This is a genomic window from Vibrio sp. RC2502, assembly GCF_054850435.1.
Genome location: NZ_CM141453.1, coordinates 875,530 through 892,513, shown reverse-complemented (window position 1 = coordinate 892,513; position 16,984 = coordinate 875,530). Strand labels below are relative to the sequence as shown.

Below are 16,984 nucleotides of genomic sequence, written 5' to 3'. Positions count from 1 at the left end.
TTTCTTCCTTTAACTTCTAGTTCTTAGTCCGAAGTTTTTGAGTTCACGTTCAGAGCGTCTTCAACCAACGCTTTTTGTTGTTTCAAGTGCACCGACATGTAGCCAACTGCTGGCGAAGCAGAAGCTGGGCGACCTGCGTATTTAAGATCTGCACCTGCAGGAATAGCGGCACGGAAGTTATGTTGACTACAGTACCAAGCACCTTGGTTCTGAGGCTCTTCCTGACACCACACGAAGTCTTCAACGTTAGTGTATTGAGCAATAGCTGCTTGTACTTCTTCCATCGGGAATGGGTAAAGCTGCTCAATACGCACGATTGCTACGTCTTCTTGCTCATTGTTGCGACGCTGCTCAAGAAGGTCGAAATACACCTTACCCGAACAGAACACGACGCGTTTCACTTTGCTTGGCTCCAAGTTATCCACTTCAGGGATCGCTGCTTGGAACGTACCTTCTGCAAGGTCTTCTAGAGTCGAAGTACAAAGAGGATGACGAAGCAATGATTTAGGCGACATTACAATCAATGGTCGACGCATTGGGCGTACTACTTGACGACGAATCATGTGGTACACCTGAGCTGGCGTTGACGGTACAACGACCTGCATGTTTTGCTCAGCACACAATTGAAGGTAACGCTCTAGACGAGCAGATGAGTGCTCCGGACCTTGGCCTTCGTAACCATGAGGCAGAAGCATCGTCAGGCCGCACAAACGTCCCCACTTTTGCTCACCAGACGAAATGAATTGGTCAATAACCACTTGTGCGCCGTTAGCGAAGTCACCAAACTGCGCTTCCCAAATGGTCAAACCGCCAGGTTCAGCTGTTGCATAACCGTACTCAAATGCAAGAACAGCTTCTTCCGACAACACAGAGTCAAAAACTTGGAAAGGCCCCTGCTTGTCATGGATATTCGCTAGCGGGATGTAAGTGCTTGCATCTGATTGGTTGTGAAGAACTGAGTGACGATGGAAGAAAGTACCACGACCTGAGTCCTGACCAGAAATACGGATACGCTTACCATCGTCTACCAATGTCGCGTAAGCCAATGTTTCAGCCATACCCCAGTCAATAGCCTTCTCACCTGTCATCATTGCTAAGCGATCGTTGTACAGCTTGTTTACTCGGCTTTGCAGCTTGTGGCTTTCCGGGTACTGACACAAACGATTACCTAGTTCGACAAGGCGTTGCTTATCGTAGGTCGATTCCCATTGCATATCCCACTCGTGTCCCAAGTAAGGAGACCAGTCTACAGAATGCAATGCCATCGGACGCCACTCTTTCACCACGACTTCACCGCGGTCAAGTGCATCACGATACTCGTTCACCAACTGCGTTGCAGTTTCAATATCCGACTCATTCTTATCAATCAGAACATCGGCGTACAGTTTACGAGGAGTTGGGTGCTTTTTGATTTTTTGGTACATCAACGGCTGAGTCGCGTTCGGTTCATCTGCTTCATTGTGACCATGACGACGATAACAAACCAAATCAATCACGACATCACGCTTGAACTCGTTGCGGTAATCCAATGCAATGCGAGTAACAAAAGCAACCGCTTCTGGATCATCGGCGTTAACGTGGAAAATCGGCGCCTGAACCATCTTAGCGATGTCAGTACAATACATGGTTGATCGAGTGTCACGCGGGTTAGACGTTGTAAAGCCAACCTGGTTGTTTACAACAATACGAACCGTACCGCCAACGCAGAAACCACGAGCAAGTGACATGTTGAACGTTTCAGCCACTACACCTTGGCCAGCAATCGCAGAGTCACCATGAATAGTGATAGGAAGAACTTTGCTGCCGTGGTTGTCACCCAAACGGTCTTGGCGTGCACGCACGGAACCGATAACCACTGGGTTTACGATTTCTAAGTGAGATGGGTTAAACGCAAGCGCTAAGTGAACATCGCCACCTGGAGTTGCGAAGTCTGCAGAGAAACCCTGGTGGTATTTAACGTCACCGGTACCCCACGTTTCATCGTGCTTACCCGCGAATTCATCAAATAGATCTTGTGGTTTCTTACCCAGTACGTTCACCAGCATGTTCAAACGACCACGGTGAGCCATACCAATAACCACTTCACGCATGCCACTCTTACCCGCATGACGAATCAGTTCTTTCGTCATTGGGATAAGCGCATCACCACCTTCTAGAGAGAATCGCTTCGCACCAGGGAATTTTGCGCCTAAATAACGCTCAAGGCCTTCCGCTGCAGTCAACTCTTCAAGGAACGTGCGTTTTTCATCTTGGTTGAATGATGGCTGGCCTACGACAGACTCAAGACGTTGTTGGATCCAACGCTTTTGCTCTGTGTCAGTCATGTGCATGTATTCAGCACCGATGGAACCGCAGTAAGTTTTCTTGAGGGCTGCGTAGATGTCTTTCAACTTCATGGTTTCTTGCCCAACAGCAAAAGAACCTACGTTGAAAGTTTCTTCGAAGTCGTCTTCGGTAAGATTATGAAATGCTGGGTCTAGCTCCGCCACAGGTGGACGTTGCCACAGACCTAGTGGATCCAATTCTGCAGCCTCGTGTCCGCGGAAGCGGTATGCGTTGATAAGCTGTAGAACTTTTACTTGTTTTGCATCGACATCTGGATCACTAACTTGGACATTGTAATGCTTTGTTTCTCTAGCGAGTCGTCGGAAGTAGTCACGGACACGTGAATGCGGCTGTTCTGCCACTTCTTCTGATGGCTTAGGCAAGCCCTCAAAAACACGTTTCCACTCCTCACTTACCAGATCGGGATCACTTAGATACAGTTCGTAGAGGTCCTCTACATACGTTGCATTGGCGCCAGCCAAGTGTGAAGACTCGAGCCATGCCTTCATCACGCCGTTGTGCATATTTTCCCTTAACCAGTAGTTTTCACGTTTGCTTCGGTCTTACGCCGAGCTAATAAAAGCCGACCGAAATAGCCGGCAATTTTAGTATCCTTTTACTCGTGCTTGGAGGCTGCAGCAAAGTCAGTACGTTGCGTGCTCACTTTACTGCAACTTTATGGCTTGCGAGTAATTAAACCGAGCGATTCACCAGCATCGACTTAATGTGACCGATGGCTTTCGTCGGATTTAGTCCCTTAGGACAAACACTTACACAATTCATGATGCCATGGCAACGAAAAACGCTAAATGCATCATCAAGATCAGACAAACGTTCATCTGTTGCCGTATCTCGGCTATCAATCAACCAGCGGTAAGCCGCAAGTAGGCCTGCAGGGCCAATAAACTTATCTGGGTTCCACCAGAATGACGGACAAGAAGTTGTACAACATGCACACATGATACATTCGTACAATCCATCTAAATGCGCACGCTCATCTGGAGATTGCAGGTTCTCGCGTGATGGCGGTAGAGCACCGTCATCAATTAAGAAAGGCTTAACTTTCGCATAGTTATCATAGAACTGCGTCATGTCAACGATAAGATCGCGCACTACAGGTAGACCCGGTAGAGGACGAATGACGATCTTGTCACCTTGTAGAGCCGATAATGGAGTGATACATGCCAGACCATTTTTGCCGTTCATGTTCAAACCATCAGAACCACACACACCTTCACGACAAGAACGACGGAATGCGATGCTTGGATCTTGCTCTTTTAGCAGAATCAATGCATCAAGCACCATCATGTCTGAGCCTTCGTCTACCTCAAGTGTGTACTCTTTCATGTAAGGCTTAGTATCTACGTCCGGGTTGTAACGGTACAAAGAGAAGTTCAGTTTCATATTCATATCCTCCCTTAGTATGTACGTACTTTCGGTGGGAACGCGTCACGGTGTACTGGCGTCATGTTTACATCACGCTTAGTCATCGCTTCGGTTTCCGGGTTGTAGATAGAGTGGCATAGCCAGTTCTCATCATCACGATCAGGGAAGTCGAAGCGAGCATGAGCACCACGGCTTTCTGTACGGTAGTTTGCTGCAACTGCTGTTGAAAACGCGGTTTCCATCAGGTTATCTAGTTCTAGACACTCAATACGTTGCGTGTTGAACTCAGAAGATTTGTCGGCTAAATGAGCATCTTTCAGACGTTCACGAATTACCTTCAACTCTTCTAGGCCCGTCGCCATTGCATCACCTTCTCGGAATACCGAGAAGCTGTTTTGCATACAGCGTTGTAGGTCTTTACGGATTTGTACTGGATCTTCGCCACCAGTGCTATTTTCCCAACGCATAGTGCGCGCTAGAGAAGCTTCGATGTCTGATTCAGTTGCAGGGCGAGCTTCAACTTGAGCAGCAAGAGTCTCACCTAGGTGTAGCCCTGTTGCACGACCAAATACCACCAAATCAAGCAGTGAGTTACCACCTAGACGGTTTGCACCGTGTACAGACACAGAAGCAATTTCACCACAAGCGTATAGACCTTGAACTTCCGCTTCGCTGCCATCCGCAAGTTGCTTAATCGCTTGACCAGAAACTTGAGTTGGAACACCACCCATCATGTAGTGACAAGTTGGAATTACTGGAATTGGTTCTTTCACTGGATCAACGTGTGCGAATGTACGAGACAGTTCACAGATACCTGGCAAACGTGATTCAAGTACTTCTTTGCCAAGGTGATCAAGTTTCAACTTGATATGTGGACCCCAAGGGCCATCACAACCGCGGCCTTCACGGATTTCAATCATCATAGAGCGAGCAACAACGTCGCGACCAGCAAGGTCTTTCGCGTTTGGAGCGTAACGTTCCATAAAGCGTTCGCCGTCTTTGTTTAGAAGGTAACCACCTTCACCACGACAGCCTTCTGTCACAAGAACACCCGCGCCAGCAATACCCGTTGGGTGGAACTGCCACATTTCCATGTCTTGCATTGGAACGCCTGCACGAAGTGCCATACCAACGCCATCACCCGTGTTGATGTGCGCGTTAGTTGTCGATGCGTAAATACGACCTGCACCACCAGTAGCTAGAATTGTTGCTTTCGATTTGAAGTAACAGATTTCACCCGTTTCCATACAGATCGCAGTACAACCCATGATTGCGCCATCTTGGTTTTTCACAAGATCCAAAGCGTACCATTCAGAAAAGATGGTTGTCTTATGTTTGACGTTTTGTTGGTAAAGCGTATGAAGAAGAGCGTGACCTGTACGGTCTGCTGCAGCTGCTGTGCGCGCCGCCTGCTCACCACCAAACTCTTTTGACTGACCGCCGAATGGACGTTGGTAGATTGTACCGTTATCAAAACGAGAGAATGGAAGACCCATTTTTTCTAGCTCGATAACTGACTCAGGACCATTTTTACACATGTATTCAATCGCGTTCTGGTCACCAATGTAATCAGAACCTTTTACTGTGTCGTACATGTGCCATTGCCAATCGTCCTTATGCGAGTTACCAAGCGCAACTGTGATACCGCCTTGAGCAGATACAGTATGAGAACGGGTTGGGAATACTTTAGACAACAAAGCACAAGAAAGGCCTTGTTCCGAAATTTGTAGTGCAGCGCGCATACCTGCACCACCAGCGCCGATTACTACGGCATCAAACTCACGAACTGGAATAGACACTTACGCACCCCACAGAATAAATAGACCAGAGAAGACATAACCGAATAAAACGGCAATCACACCAAGTTGAAGTGCTCCACGAAGTTTCGCGCACTTAATGTAGTCGGTGAACACTTGCCACATACCGATCCATGCATGAACCAGAACAGATGCAAGCGCCAACATGGTGAAGACTTTAGTGAAAGTACCACCAAAGAATTGGGTCCATGATGCGTAAGAGATATCTGAAAATGCACAGAAGCTAACCAGATAAATCGTGTATAGCGTCATAATGATGGCTGTTGCACGAATCAGTAGGAAATCGTGTACACCATTACGACCAAATGAAGATACGTGTTTTACCATACCAAGATCCCCGCCAATAGTGATAATACTGCAGTTGCACCAAAGGCAACTTTCGCGCTCATCGCGCCTGAATCTAGTTCTTCAAAATGACCTAGATCCATCAGCAAATGACGAATACCACCAGCGATGTGGTAGGCAAGTGCAGTCAGGATACCCCACAGGATGAATTTTACGAAGAAGCCATCAACGATATCTGCGGCTTCCATAAAACCCATAGGGGATGACAGAGAAATGGACAGTAACCAAAGTAATATACCCACCGCAACAAACGTAATTACCCCAGACACACGGTGCAGGATCGATGCGATTGCTGTGATAGGAAAGCGAATGGTCTGTAAATCTAAATTAACAGGTCTTGACTTTCTTTCTTTCACGGGCTTGCTCACTCAGCTCCATTGAGCATTTATTGTTATAACCAATTTCAGCTTCCAAACGTACAAAAGTTAACATTTGATTAACAAATTATCGCAATAAGCTCAGAGATAATTGTAAACACTTTGTTAACAACCGGAGTCCACAAACAAACCTCACTTTTGTTTCTAGCCCCGAATTTATAAGGATTTAACTAAAATTTTCTTTGCCAATATACGGCGAGCAACATTCTAATACAATTGGTGTAACAAATTATGCTACATAGAACAGATTTTTAACGATTTTCATGAGAAAAATCATAACAAGTGCACACAAAGATGGAGAAAAATTGACTTTAAGCTTTAACAACAGTACAAAAATGGCACATAAACATCCTGGACGGATTAAATAATAAACAAAGGAGATTGTTATGGCGGATAAGAAAGCGACCCTTCATGTTGAAGGTCAAGCGCCAATCGAACTGCCAATTATGGACGGTACGCTAGGTACACCTGTAATTGACGTTCGTAAACTGGGAGCCAATGGTTACTTTACTTTTGACCCAGGTTTTCTTGCCACTGCATCTTGTGAATCATCAATCACTTACATCGATGGCGGCAAAGGTATTCTTTTGCACCGCGGTTACCCGATTGATCAATTAGCCAATAACGCAGATTACCTAGAAGTATGTTACATCCTTCTTTACGGTGAAGCCCCTACCCGAGAACAATACGAGCAATTCAAAACGACAGTTACTCGTCACACAATGGTACACGAGCAAATCGCAAGCTTCTTCCATGGCTTCCGTCGTGATGCTCACCCAATGGCAGTAATGTGTGGTGTGGTTGGTGCTCTTGCTGCCTTCTACCACGATTCACTTGATATCAATAACGACGAGCACCGTGAAATTGCGGCCTATCGTCTGCTATCTAAAATGCCAACTCTGGCTGCAATGTGTTTCAAATACTCTGTTGGTCAGCCATTTATCTACCCACGCAACGATTTGAGCTACGCGGAAAACTTCCTACACATGATGTTTGCTAACCCATGTGAAGAGTATGAAGTGAACCCTGTTGTTGCTCGTGCGATGGATAAAATCTTCACACTTCACGCAGATCACGAGCAAAACGCGTCGACATCAACAGTCCGTTTAGCAGGTTCTTCTGGTGCAAACCCATTCGCATGTATTGCCGCTGGTATCGCATCACTTTGGGGCCCAGCTCACGGTGGCGCAAACGAAGCATGTCTGAAGATGCTAGAAGAAATCGGCAGCGTGGATAACATTCCAGAGTACGTGGAACGTGCGAAAGACAAAGATGACCCATTCCGTTTAATGGGCTTCGGTCACCGTGTTTACAAGAACTACGATCCACGTGCGACCGTAATGCGCGAAACATGTCACGAAGTTCTAAAAGAGCTGAACATTAAAGATCCTCTGCTGGACGTAGCAATGGAACTTGAGCGTATCGCTCTTTCTGACGAATACTTTGTTTCTAAGAAACTGTACCCGAACGTAGATTTCTATTCAGGTATCATTCTGAAAGCGATCGGTATTCCTGTATCAATGTTTACGGTTATCTTCGCGATTTCTCGTACTATTGGTTGGATTGCCCACTGGAACGAGATGCACAGCGACCCACTAAACCGTATCGGTCGTCCACGTCAGCTTTACAAAGGCGAGACGCAACGTGAATTTTCGCCGCTTCATGAGCGCGAATAATCATTACTAGAGTTATCAGATAAACAAAAGGGTTGAGATGTTAGTCTCAACCCTTTTTTAGTTTTAACGATAAAAATACACGCTACACTGGATTATCAATATCCACAAACTCGACATCTAAACCGTATTCATCGGCTAACCACTTACCAAGTGCTTTGATGCCATAACGCTCTGTTGCATGGTGACCCGCAGCAAAATAGTGGATATCCATCTCACGAGCGGTGTAAGTTGTTCGCTCCGAAATTTCGCCAGAAATGAACGCATCTAATCCATGCTGAACCGCAAGTTCAATGAAATCTTGTCCACCGCCAGTACACCAACCAACGGTTTCGATCATTTTCTCCGCATTATCTGGAGCGATATGTAGAGGCTCTCGATTAAGTGCTTGGTTGATCTTGCTCGCAAATTGAGAACCAGTCATCGGTTTTTTCAAGCGTCCAAATAGGGCGACAGACTGCGGATGACCTTCTAACCCACCGTCGATTTCAATATCAAGAAGACGAGCAAGCTCTGCGTTGTTGCCAAGTTCAGGATGAATGTCGAGCGGTAGATGGTAGCCGTACAGATTAATGTCACTTTTAATTAGGCTACGAATGCGCTTACCTTTCATACCGCGAATGGGTTCTGGCTCCCCTTTCCAAAAATAACCATGGTGGACCAATAACGCATCGGCTCTGAGTTCAATCGCTTTATCAATTAATGCTTGAGAAGCAGTTACTCCAGTAACTACGCGCTTGATCTGTGGACAGCCTTCAACCTGTAAGCCATTTGGCGCGTAATCTTTAATTAACTCGGGCGAGAGTTTGCTGTTGAGAATCTTTTCTAACTGTAAATTATTCATTATCACTTCCAATTTCGAGCGAGTACCTCAAAGTGTATATCGAACTATGACACTGATGCTAGCTACCCTATTCTACTAACCAAATTTAGTTACAATAACGAGGCTCGCTGCTTTATCAACATCACTAAGGAATCAGGATGAATCAACTGCAACGTCTTTATCAATGGATCACCTCTTCTCCTCCTCTTTTTCAGTTGCTCCCTCCTTTTGCTACATTGGAAGACTTATCGATTAAACCTCTGGATGAATCTGAAGAGTACCAAGGGAACCCGAGACTGGGTTTTTTGTATCAGCATTTATGTACCGCTGCACTTGCTAATTCAGAACAATATGAAATTCTTGCAGAAGAAATTCAACTCAACGATAGCGACGGAAAAACCATTGGTGCGATAGATCTCATACTCAAAAATAGAACATTGGACCAACTAGAACATTGGGAAGTAGCGATTAAGTTTTATCTTTTACATGAAGGTGTTTGGTATGGCCCTAACGCGCACGATCAATTGCATACAAAACTGGATAGAATGCTCTCCCACCAATTGAAAATGAGCGAAAGGCCTGAATTTAGACAAATGCTTCCTCTGGATCAGTCTCCAAAGGAACGCTTGTTAATGCAAGGGCGACTTTACATCAATCCATTTTCTAATGAAGTACCGCCGAAAGAGTGCTTAGGCTTTGCTCTCAATCCAAGCCAAATCAGTGGATATTGGTGTTATCAAAGCCAATGGAGTTTGATCAATAAACCGCTTTACCACTTAAGCAAACCCAACTGGGCTATTGGTACGGATGATTTTTCTCAGCCGATTGAAAAACCAATGGAGCGATTTGAGCATGCACAAACAGCAGATGGCGAGTTCTGGTTTATCGTGCCAGATAATTGGCCACAAAATCCAAAGGCTCATAAATAGAGAGTTAACGACTAGTTGGAAAAAAAGGCGACCATCTGGTCGCCCTTTTGTCAGAGTAGGTTTAATTACAAACCTGCAGCTGCAAATACTTGATTCACAATCTCTTGTGCTTCAGCTTCAATTTGTTTTAGGTGTTCTTCACCCTTGAAGCTTTCACAATAGATTTTGTAGATGTCTTCCGTACCCGATGGACGAGCAGCAAACCAACCATTTTCAGTCGTCACTTTCAATCCGCCAATCGCCGCACCGTTACCAGGAGCGTGTGTTAGACGCGCCGTAATCGGATCACCTGCCAGTGTTTCTGCTGCAACCATTTCTGGCGACAGTTTCTTCAACACATCTTTTTGAGGTCCATTCGCTACCGCTTGAATACGATTGTACTTAGACTCACCGTGTTTAGCGGCAAGCTCTTCGTAGTACTCTTGTGGGTTTTTACCCGTTACCGCAGTAATCTCAGCCGCTAACAAACATAGTAAGATGCCGTCTTTGTCTGTTGACCATGGTGTTCCATCTTTACGTAGGAAAGAGGCACCAGCGCTCTCTTCACCACCAAAACCAAACTTGCCAGTGTAAAGGCCATCGACAAACCACTTGAAGCCGACAGGCACTTCACACAGTTCACGACCCAAATCGGCTACTACTCGGTCGATAAGTGCACTTGAAACCAGCGTCTTACCAACCGCAACATCTGTACTCCACGCATCACGATGACGGTATAGGTAGTCGATACAAACCGCTAAGAAATGGTTCGGGTTCATCAAACCTTTCGGCGTCACGATACCATGACGGTCATAGTCTGGATCATTACCAAACGCAAGATCGTATTCATCTTTCAGGGCTAGCAGACCAGCCATTGCGTATGGAGAAGAACAGTCCATACGAACCACGCCGTCCTTATCAAGCGACATGAACTGGAATGATGGATCAATCGCTTCGCTGACCAAGGTCAGATCTAAGTTGTATGCTTGGCCGATTTGACGCCAGTAATCAATGCCGCTGCCACCAAGTGGATCCACACCAATTTTCAACTTCGATTTCTGGATCGCTTCCATATCGATAACATTTACTAAGTCATCGATGTAAGGCTTCACCAAATCCATCTCTACGAATAGCTCAGATGCTTTCGCTTCTGCTAACGCTAGACGCTTCACATCTTTTAGGCCACCAGCAATGATCTCGTTCGCACGATCTTCAATCGCTTGAGTCAATTCTGCTTCTGCTGGACCGCCATGTGTTGGATTGTACTTAATACCGCCATCTTGTGGTGGATTATGAGACGGTGTGATAACGATGCCATCCGCTTTCTCATCATGCTTTAGATTGTAAGTTAAGATAGCGTGAGAAACGCCTGGTGTTGGTGTGTAGCCATTATCCTGCTGTACGATGACTTTTACACCATTCGCAATCAAAACTTCGATTACGCTTGAAAACGCAGGTTCTGACAACGCGTGGGTATCTTTGCCCACAAACAACGGCCCTGTAGTCCCCTGCTTGGCACGTACTTCTGCAACTGCTTGTGCGATAGCAAGAATGTGGTTTTCATTAAAAGTTTGCTTGTCTGCTGTGCCACGGTGACCAGAAGTACCGAATTGAACCTTATGTTCCGCATTATTAGCATCAGGCTGAAGTAAGAAGTAGTTAGCAACTAACGCTGGAATATTATGGAGATCTTCCTGCTGCGCTTTTTGCCCAGCACGAGGGTGCATAGCCATGTTTGACATCCTTTCTTTTAAAAATAATAAAATTACAAAAAAGCCTCATAATATCCGCTAACTGCGACGCATTATGAGGCTTCTATCAGGTTTCTTAGATTGAACCTGTTACTTTTTCTATCAAGTCAGGTTGGAACTCCATGTGCGTCATCACTTGTTCAACCATTTGTCTCTTACGACTGGTATTGTTGTTTGTGATAACCCAAAACGGCGTACCTGGAATGGCTTTAGGCTTGGTGGTGTTACCATTGGCCAGTAAGGTTTCTTCATTGTCTGCAAAGTAAACGCGTTTGCGTCCCTTTACGTTTGTCGCTTGTGCGAAGCCTTCTGGATTTAACTTATGTAAGGTCGATAGTACTAACATAAAGCGATCAATCGCTTTTTTTAGACCGGCAAACTCATCAGAAATTAGCAGCGAACGCATCTCTTTCACTACATCAATAGATTCTGCTTTGCCCGCATCTTTACTTACTACAATCCCTTGTGGCTTCTCTACTGCTGGTGCCGATTCTGCTACCTGCAACTGACCATCAAGGTTTAAAAGGCGTCGCAAAATATCCGAGGCGCTTTCACCGATATGCTTAGTTTGGCTAGCAATGTAACGGTATAGATCCTCATCAACCTCAATTGTTTTCATTCGCTTTTCACATTCTCAATGTTTAAACTCTGGGGGATTATAACGAGATCCTTTCGGATACTCCACGTTAAACCCATCACGAATAAGATAAAATGTCAGCATTACTCAACTATAAGCAGGAAGGCCAAGGCCAAACAGTTGTTTTGATTCACGGATTGTTTGGTAGTTTAAGTAATCTGGGCCTATTGGCTCGTGATCTTGTTGAAGATCACTCAGTGATCAGTATCGACCTGCGCAATCACGGTCTCTCTTTCCACTCTGATACTCATAACTACACTGACATGGCACAAGATGTCGCGACGCTTCTTCAGCACTTAAACGTTGAGCCATCGATAATCGTCGGCCATTCAATGGGCGGTAAAGTCGCGATGAAACTCGCTGATATAGCACCAAATCTTGTGAAACAGTTGGTCGTATTGGACATGGCTCCAGTAGCTTACCAGACCAATCGTCACGACAACGTATTTGATGGTTTGCTGGCCGTTATCAAAGAAAAACCTGCGAACCGTCAACAAACGTTAGAAATCTTAGCTCAACACATTGAGATGGATGGCGTTAGACAATTTCTCTCAAAATCTCTGTTTAAAAATGAAGACCATATGGCTTGGCGATTTAACGTCGACAGTTTATTAAGTAACTATGCTGAGATCATTGGTTGGCAAGATATTGCTCCTACCGAGATCCCGACACTTTTCATTAAAGGCGGAGATTCGGACTACTTAATGCCAGAGCACCAACCGTCAGTACAACGACAATTCAAACAAGCTAAAGCACACATTATTGCCAACACTGGCCATTGGTTACACGCAGAAAAACCTGCTGAAGTGATGCGAGTGATCCGGAAATACATTTCGAGTTAACAAATTCGAAAAGCAACGATAGATTATTGAAATAACCCTCCTTGTAGTGCATTAACAATACTGTGTAACAGTGGTATAGTGCGCCCAAGATTTTTCGGCATGAAGGACCAAAATGCTTTACGACTATATGGATATGCTCGAGTCTATTGGGCTCGATCTTCTTTTTGCTGCTATCTTCTTTTTCATCGGGATGGCAATAAAAGATGTGCTAAAGCAAGGCAATGTACCTGTTTTTGGTCGTCGTATTGTATGGTTAGTCCTTTTCCTAGGCTGTGCTGGCTTTATTGCAAAAGGTATTATTCAGCTCACTTGGGAAGGCTCGGGGTTAGGTTAAACCCTCAGTACCATTGCCCATAACAAACAATGTAAAGGTATAGACTCTATGGCAAGTGTAGGTATCTTCTTCGGTAGCGACACAGGTAATACTGAAGCCGTTGCAAAGATGATTCAAAAGCAACTAGGCAAACATCTAGTTCACGTTCAAGACATCGCGAAAAGCAGCAAAGAAGACATTGATAACTTTGATCTTCTTCTTCTAGGTATCCCTACTTGGTACTACGGTGAAGCACAATGTGATTGGGATGATTTCTTCCCTGAACTTGAGCAGATCGATTTCTCTACTAAGCTAGTGGCTATCTTCGGCTGTGGCGACCAAGAAGACTACGCAGAATACTTCTGCGATGCGATGGGTACAGTGCGTGACATCGTTGAGTCTAAAGGCGGCACAATTCTTGGTCATACTTCAACTGAAGGCTACGAGTTTGAAGCTTCAAAAGCACTTGTTGAAGGCGACGACAGCCAATTCGTAGGTCTATGTATTGATGAAGACCGTCAACCTGAGTTGACTGACCAACGCGTCGAAAACTGGGTTAAGCAGATTTACGAAGAAATGTGCCTAGCTGAGCTAGAAGGCTAAGTAAGTATTAAAAAAGACCTCCGATTGGAGGTCTTTTTTATAGCATTAAATTAAGGCACTTCCGTTACCGCCTCTTCTTCTCGATATTGAGGCTTCTTTCTCACATATAACTTGCGCTGAACTTCAGATACCACATTCCCTTGTTTGTCTTTTACATGCGTAATGAATTCAGGAAAGCACTTTTCGCCGTTTCGAGTCATCTGATAGATCTCGTCTAGCATACCATCCGTGATCTCAAACTCAGCAAACAAATCGCTTTGTCCTGGCTTGATAAAGTTGATGCTCGCCTCTTTATCCCACACGTAATACTCTTCACGTAGAATACCCATCAACATGAGAGAGTAAATGGGATCTGTTAAGGAAAAAATACTGCCTCCATACTGCGTACGATTGGCATTTTTGTTCCACCAGCGAAGTTTCAAACGAACTTTAACCGTTCGGAAGTCTTCAGAAATATGTAAGATTTTAATTCCGGCCCCCCAAAATGGTGGCCATACATTCAATGCAAATTTCACAATCCCTGGTTTATAAATCTTCGCGAGTCGCTTATTCATTGCAGTCCATGCCCTCTCTAAGCTCATGTTACAAAATTGTAACTGGTCAGATCTGTAATATAATCGACCCATTTCCAATTTACAAAAAGATTCTATTAACCCTTTGAAGTTCGTGGTTTAATGTTTTTAGCGCTTCGCCTATAATGGTAGGAATATTGAATTCTGTTAAATCGCTGCAGATGATCCAACGGGAAAGTATATGTCAGATAATAATCAGGCGCTGAAGGATGCGGGTCTAAAAGTTACCCTTCCAAGGCTAAAAATTCTAGAAGTACTTCAGCAGCCAGACTGCCAGCACATCAGTGCTGAAGATTTGTACAAAAAGCTGATTGATCTAGGTGAAGAGATAGGTCTAGCAACTGTTTATCGCGTTCTAAACCAATTCGACGATGCAGGTATTGTTACTCGTCACCACTTTGAAGGTGGCAAGTCAGTCTTCGAATTGTCAACTCAACATCACCACGACCACCTAGTATGTCTAGACTGTGGTGAAGTAATTGAGTTTTCTGACGATATCATTGAAGAGCGCCAACGCGAAATAGCAGCTAAGTACAATGTGACGCTAACAAACCACAGCTTATACCTATACGGTAAATGCAGTGACGGTGGTTGCAAAGAAAACCCAGATGCGCACAAACCTGCAAAATAATTTGCTTGTAGATTAAAAATAAACGCCAGTTAAAGCTGGCGTTTTTTGTATCTGTACTTTTTGTTTTGCTTAATCCAAAAACAAAAATGCCAGCAATTGCTGGCATTTTTCTATAGGTAACGATTGAGATTATTGGTTCTCAATTTTCGCCCATGTATCACGTAGGCCAACCGTGCGGTTGAACACTAGGTTATCTGCAGTTGAATCTTTAGAATCCGCACAGAAGTAACCCATACGCTCGAACTGGTAGCCTTGCTCTGCTTCTGCAGATGCCAGGCTCGGCTCAACGAAACCGTTGATCACAACGAGTGAATCAGGGTTAATGGTTGAAGCGAAGTCTTCTGCTGCTGCAGGATTTGGAACAGTGAACAAACGATCGTATAGGCGAATTTCTGCTGGTAGCGCTTTATCCGCAGATACCCAGTGAATTACGCCTTTAACTTTACGACCATCTGCTGGGTTTTTGCCTAGCGTTTCAGGATCGTAAGTACAGTAAATCGTTGTGATGTTGCCTTCCGCGTCTTTTTCAACACGCTCAGCTTTGATCACGTAAGCACCACGTAAACGAACTTCTTTACCAAGAACTAGACGCTTGTACTTTTTGTTCGCTTCTTCACGGAAATCTTCACGCTCGATCCAAACTTCACGAGTAAACGGTACTTCACGCTCACCCATTTCAGGTTTATTTGGATGGTTAGCCAGCGTTAGATTTTCTACAGCGCCCACTTCAAAGTTCTCAATAACAACTTTAACAGGGTCCAACACAGCCATCGCACGAGGTGCATTTTCATTTAGGTCGTCACGAATACAAGATTCAAGCGAGCTAAACTCGATCATGTTTTCTTGCTTCGTCACACCGATACGCTTACAGAATTCACGGATTGACGCAGGTGTGAAACCACGGCGACGTAAACCAGATACTGTTGGCATACGAGGATCATCCCAACCGTTAACCAATTTTTCGGTTACTAGTTGGTTTAGCTTACGCTTAGACATCACTGTGTATTCTAGGTTTAGACGGCTGAACTCGTATTGATGAGGACGACAATCAATTGTGATGTTGTCTAGTACCCAGTCGTACAAACGACGGTTGTCCATGAACTCTAGCGTACAGATAGAATGTGTAATGCCTTCTAGCGCATCAGAGATACAGTGTGTGAAGTCGTACATTGGGTAAATGCACCACTTATCACCCGTTTGATGGTGAGTAGCAAAACGTACACGGTATAGAACTGGATCACGCATAACCATGAATGACGAACCCATATCGATCTTCGCACGAAGACACGCTTTACCTTCTTCAAATTCACCTGCGCGCATTTTTTCAAATAGCGCTAAGTTTTCTTCAACAGAACGGTCGCGGTATGGGCTTGGCTTACCTGGCTCTTTTAGCGTGCCACGGTACTCACGAATCTGCTCTGGACTTAGCTCATCTACGTACGCTAAGCCTTTGTTAATCAATTCAATTGCATATTCGTAAAGCTTGTCGAAGTAGTTTGATGAGTAACATACTTCACCATCCCACTCGAAGCCTAACCAGTTTACATCTTTCTTGATAGACTCAACGTATTCGATGTCTTCTTTTTCAGGGTTTGTATCGTCGAAACGTAAGTTACATTGACCCTGGTAGTCCTGAGCAATACCGAAGTTCAAACAGATAGACTTAGCATGACCGATGTGCAGGTAGCCATTTGGCTCCGGCGGGAATCGAGTATGCACGCTAGTGTGTTTGCCATCCGCTAGATCCTTATCAATGATCTGGCGAATAAAGTTTGATGGACGAGCATCAGCTTCACTCATCTATAGCACCTCAAAAATATAAGTATTGTCAGAGAAAACGGAACTCTGTATCCGATATGGTTTTACAGAGTGCATTGTTTCTAATGATCCACAATTCTAAGCCATTAGACAACAAGAACTCGCGCTAAAACGGCAATATTTATCGAGTTCGCGTGAATGCACAGCAGATTCAAAGCACTAA

The 16,984-nt window shown here is 44.7% G+C and carries 16 protein-coding genes; 6 read left to right on the top strand and 10 right to left on the bottom strand.

The window, feature by feature from the left end:
• Nucleotides 1–23 precede the first annotated feature (23 nt).
• The 5 genes from sucA to sdhC all read right to left on the bottom strand — a co-directional run bounded on the left by sucA (nt 24) and on the right by sdhC (nt 6,241).
• Nucleotides 24–2,849: a 2-oxoglutarate dehydrogenase E1 component gene (gene sucA / locus ACYJZR_RS04195; RefSeq protein WP_005496076.1), complete on the bottom strand. Its 2,826-nt coding sequence runs from the start codon at nt 2,847–2,849 to the stop codon at nt 24–26.
• Between the two features lie 169 nt (nt 2,850–3,018).
• On the bottom strand, nt 3,019–3,729 hold the full coding sequence (locus tag ACYJZR_RS04190) for a succinate dehydrogenase iron-sulfur subunit (protein WP_005455467.1): 711 nt from the start codon (nt 3,727–3,729) through the stop codon (nt 3,019–3,021).
• A gap of 14 nt (nt 3,730–3,743) precedes the next feature.
• Nucleotides 3,744–5,510 (bottom strand): succinate dehydrogenase flavoprotein subunit, encoded by a 1,767-nt coding sequence (sdhA, locus tag ACYJZR_RS04185; RefSeq protein ID WP_015296395.1) that lies wholly within the window; start codon nt 5,508–5,510, stop codon nt 3,744–3,746.
• Entirely contained in the window at nt 5,511–5,855 is a 345-nt protein-coding gene (sdhD, locus tag ACYJZR_RS04180) for a succinate dehydrogenase, hydrophobic membrane anchor protein (RefSeq protein ID WP_274013060.1), read from the bottom strand.
• Complete coding sequence (gene sdhC, locus ACYJZR_RS04175) at nt 5,849–6,241, bottom strand: succinate dehydrogenase cytochrome b556 subunit (RefSeq protein ID WP_005496079.1); 393 nt, start codon at nt 6,239–6,241, stop codon at nt 5,849–5,851. Before sdhC ends, sdhD begins: the two co-directional genes overlap by 7 nt.
• 395 nt (nt 6,242–6,636) lie before the next feature.
• Here sdhC and ACYJZR_RS04170 point away from each other — a divergent pair, with 395 nt between their 5' ends.
• Complete coding sequence (locus tag ACYJZR_RS04170; RefSeq protein WP_005455487.1) at nt 6,637–7,926, top strand: citrate synthase; 1,290 nt, start codon at nt 6,637–6,639, stop codon at nt 7,924–7,926.
• 82 nt (nt 7,927–8,008) lie between these two features.
• Here ACYJZR_RS04170 and ACYJZR_RS04165 read toward each other — a convergent pair whose 3' ends face one another.
• Complete coding sequence (locus tag ACYJZR_RS04165) at nt 8,009–8,767, bottom strand: Nif3-like dinuclear metal center hexameric protein (protein WP_021449633.1); 759 nt, start codon at nt 8,765–8,767, stop codon at nt 8,009–8,011.
• Nucleotides 8,768–8,904: 137 nt separating this feature from the next.
• Here ACYJZR_RS04165 and ACYJZR_RS04160 point away from each other — a divergent pair, with 137 nt between their 5' ends.
• Nucleotides 8,905–9,675, top strand: a complete 771-nt coding sequence (locus ACYJZR_RS04160; protein WP_025517402.1) for a DUF1853 family protein — start codon at nt 8,905–8,907, stop codon at nt 9,673–9,675.
• 65 nt (nt 9,676–9,740) lie between these two features.
• Here the strand turns inward: ACYJZR_RS04160 and pgm are convergent, their stop codons facing one another.
• Both pgm and seqA read right to left on the bottom strand, forming a co-directional pair.
• Nucleotides 9,741–11,387 carry a phosphoglucomutase (alpha-D-glucose-1,6-bisphosphate-dependent) gene (gene pgm, locus ACYJZR_RS04155; protein ID WP_031416629.1) on the bottom strand — a complete coding sequence of 549 codons (1,647 nt, stop codon included), beginning with the start codon at nt 11,385–11,387 and terminating at the stop codon, nt 9,741–9,743.
• A 94-nt stretch (nt 11,388–11,481) separates the two neighbouring features.
• Nucleotides 11,482–12,024: a replication initiation negative regulator SeqA gene (seqA, locus tag ACYJZR_RS04150; protein ID WP_005489857.1), complete on the bottom strand. Its 543-nt coding sequence runs from the start codon at nt 12,022–12,024 to the stop codon at nt 11,482–11,484.
• A 92-nt stretch (nt 12,025–12,116) separates the two neighbouring features.
• Here seqA and ACYJZR_RS04145 point away from each other — a divergent pair, with 92 nt between their 5' ends.
• The 3 genes from ACYJZR_RS04145 (at nt 12,117) to fldA (ending at nt 13,800) form a co-directional block, all read left to right on the top strand.
• Nucleotides 12,117–12,884: an alpha/beta fold hydrolase gene (locus ACYJZR_RS04145; RefSeq protein ID WP_005496087.1), complete on the top strand. Its 768-nt coding sequence runs from the start codon at nt 12,117–12,119 to the stop codon at nt 12,882–12,884.
• Between the two features lie 112 nt (nt 12,885–12,996).
• Nucleotides 12,997–13,218 (top strand): DUF2788 domain-containing protein, encoded by a 222-nt coding sequence (locus ACYJZR_RS04140; protein ID WP_005461613.1) that lies wholly within the window; start codon nt 12,997–12,999, stop codon nt 13,216–13,218.
• Nucleotides 13,219–13,266: 48 nt separating this feature from the next.
• Nucleotides 13,267–13,800, top strand: coding sequence for a flavodoxin FldA (gene fldA / locus ACYJZR_RS04135; RefSeq protein WP_005489824.1), 534 nt, complete (start codon nt 13,267–13,269; stop codon nt 13,798–13,800).
• A gap of 50 nt (nt 13,801–13,850) precedes the next feature.
• Here the strand turns inward: fldA and ACYJZR_RS04130 are convergent, their stop codons facing one another.
• Nucleotides 13,851–14,354, bottom strand: a complete 504-nt coding sequence (locus tag ACYJZR_RS04130) for a DUF4442 domain-containing protein (protein ID WP_005489865.1) — start codon at nt 14,352–14,354, stop codon at nt 13,851–13,853.
• 199 nt (nt 14,355–14,553) lie between these two features.
• Between ACYJZR_RS04130 and fcrX the strand changes: the two genes are divergently transcribed.
• Complete coding sequence (fcrX, locus tag ACYJZR_RS04125; RefSeq protein WP_005489847.1) at nt 14,554–15,003, top strand: ferric iron uptake transcriptional regulator FcrX; 450 nt, start codon at nt 14,554–14,556, stop codon at nt 15,001–15,003.
• Between the two features lie 129 nt (nt 15,004–15,132).
• Here the strand turns inward: fcrX and glnS are convergent, their stop codons facing one another.
• Nucleotides 15,133–16,803, bottom strand: a complete 1,671-nt coding sequence (gene glnS / locus ACYJZR_RS04120) for a glutamine--tRNA ligase (protein ID WP_025500207.1) — start codon at nt 16,801–16,803, stop codon at nt 15,133–15,135.
• Nucleotides 16,804–16,984: the final 181 nt, after the last annotated feature.